This window comes from Soonwooa purpurea (assembly GCF_053891095.1).
The window spans coordinates 1-2037 of the sequence record NZ_JBSSMA010000049.1; the positions used below are offsets into that span (position 1 = coordinate 1).

2 protein-coding genes and 1 pseudogene are annotated in these 2037 nt (G+C 29.7%); all 3 read left to right on the forward strand.

All coding sequences use genetic code 11. The features are described from left to right. A pseudogene (locus ACVFVN_RS14625) lies at positions 1–115 on the forward strand (IS1595 family transposase); the annotation flags it as partial. Positions 116–184: 69 nt separating this feature from the next. Then, entirely contained in the window at positions 185–730 is a 546-nt protein-coding gene (locus ACVFVN_RS14630) for a BRCT domain-containing protein (protein ID WP_005807148.1), read from the forward strand. Between the two features lie 220 nt (positions 731–950). Then, positions 951–1775 (forward strand): class D beta-lactamase OXA-347, encoded by an 825-nt coding sequence (locus ACVFVN_RS14635; protein WP_004295324.1) that lies wholly within the window; start codon positions 951–953, stop codon positions 1773–1775. Positions 1776–2037 lie beyond the last annotated feature (262 nt).

The window sequence follows — 2037 nt, forward strand, 5'->3', positions numbered from 1 at the left end:
CAAAAGGAAATACTTACAGTTGTATCTCAACGAGTTTATTTACAAATTAAACAGACGGTATTTTGGAGACAAACTCTTTGACAGACTAGTAATTGCGAATATAACAGGTGCATAAACGGATAATCAGAAAAATCTATATGAACATTATAATTTAAAACCATATGTCATAAGTTATATTGACACAATGTTATTTGCAGATAAACTTGGGATGCCTAAAAAAATAAAAGATTTAGCAGAGAGTTTGGACTTAGAAGTAACAAATCATCACGACCCAGAATTCGATGCAAAACTTTGTGCTTTAATATTTGGCGAATTGACTGACAAGTATCCAAGTTATCAAGAACTAATAAGAAAAATTGATGACCAGCCTAAAACAAATAATAATTATTTCAATCAACCAAGTGAAGATGTTTTAGAAGAAAATGAAGAGCATTTATCAAATTATCAAATAACTCAAAACGAACTTGAAAACATTGATTTAATAGGAAAAGGAATAGTTATTACGGGCAACTTTTCAATAGAAAGAGAAGAAATAAAAACTTTTCTAATGAAAATTGGTGGACAAATAAAATCAGGAATAACAGGTAAAGTAGATTTTGTTTTTGCAGGTGAAGATTGTGGTTGGTCAAAAATCCAAAAAATAAACGACTTAAACCAATCAAAAAAAGCAAACATTAGAATTTTAAACGAAGCTGACTTAAATTATCTTATCAAAAAATACGGCATATAACATCGCATTGGCAAAATGGCGGGTTAAGTGCCAAACTCAACTTTTGTGCATTTTATTCCGCCGAATGTGTTCCACATTCAGCTTTTTTTAATAATTTAGCTTCTGTGGAAACACATCGGCTACGTCACTGCTAAATTGAACTTTTTGTCCAATTTATCCGCCACTTCGCCAATGCGTTTCCCGTTAGTGGCAACAAAAACAAACGATAATTAGACAATAAATGAAAAATATTTTATTTGTAGTTTTTATTTCAATGATATTTTTATTTGTTTGCTGTAACACAACAACGAATAAAAACATAATTGAAACAGAAATTTCTGATTTTGACAAAATTTTAGATAGTTTTCAAGTAAATGGTTCAATTCTAATTTATGATAACGACAAGAATACTTTTTACTCAAATGACTTTGATTGGGCTAAAAACGGAAAATTACCTGCATCAACATTCAAAATTCCAAATTCTATAATTGCTGTTGAATTAGGCATTATTGAAAATGATACAACTATTTTAAAATGGAATGGCGAGCAGAGAAAAATGGATATTTGGGAAAAAGATTTATCATTTAAAGATGCTTTTAGAATTTCCTGTGTTCCTTGCTATCAGGAAATTGCAAGGAAAATCGGAACAATTAAAATGAAAGAATATTTAGAAAAATTTGAGTATAAAAATATGATTTTTGACAGTTTAACGATTGACAATTTTTGGCTTGAAGGAAATTCAAAAATATCTCAAAAACAACAAATCGACTTTTTAAGGAAATTCTATTTTTCAAAATTTCCAATTTCTGATAGGACAATAAAGATTGTCAAAAATATTATGGAAATTGAGCGAACTGAAAATTACATTTTAAGCGGTAAGACTGGATTAAGTTCGATAGAAGAAAAATATAATGGTTGGTTTGTTGGTTATGTTGAAACAAAATCTAATGTTTATTTTTTTGCAACAAATGTAATTCCGACAGACGGATTGAATGTTGATGATTTTATTTCATCGAGAATTAATGTAACAAAAAATGCGTTAAAGCAAATGAATATAATGAAATGATAAATGCCACTAACATATGGTAGCCGATAATTGCCGGCTTTCGTGCCAACTTGATACTTTGGTGCTTTTAACGAACCGAAGTGCTAAATTGATACGAAAGTGCTGTAAATCCGGCAACTACGGCTACCATTTTTCGTTAGCGGGCATTGTGAAAGATACCAGCATAACAGTTAAACATTGATAAATGAAAAAAAAACTACTTTGGATATTAATTTTAGGACTGATAATAATCAGTTGCAAACAAAGGAAAACAGAAATGAAA

Coding starts and splice junctions, on each gene's coding strand:
- ACVFVN_RS14630 (WP_005807148.1), top strand. CDS start 185: ATGTTATTTGCAGATAAACTTGGGATGCCTAAAAAAATAAAAGATTTA.
- ACVFVN_RS14635 (WP_004295324.1), top strand. CDS start 951: ATGAAAAATATTTTATTTGTAGTTTTTATTTCAATGATATTTTTATTT.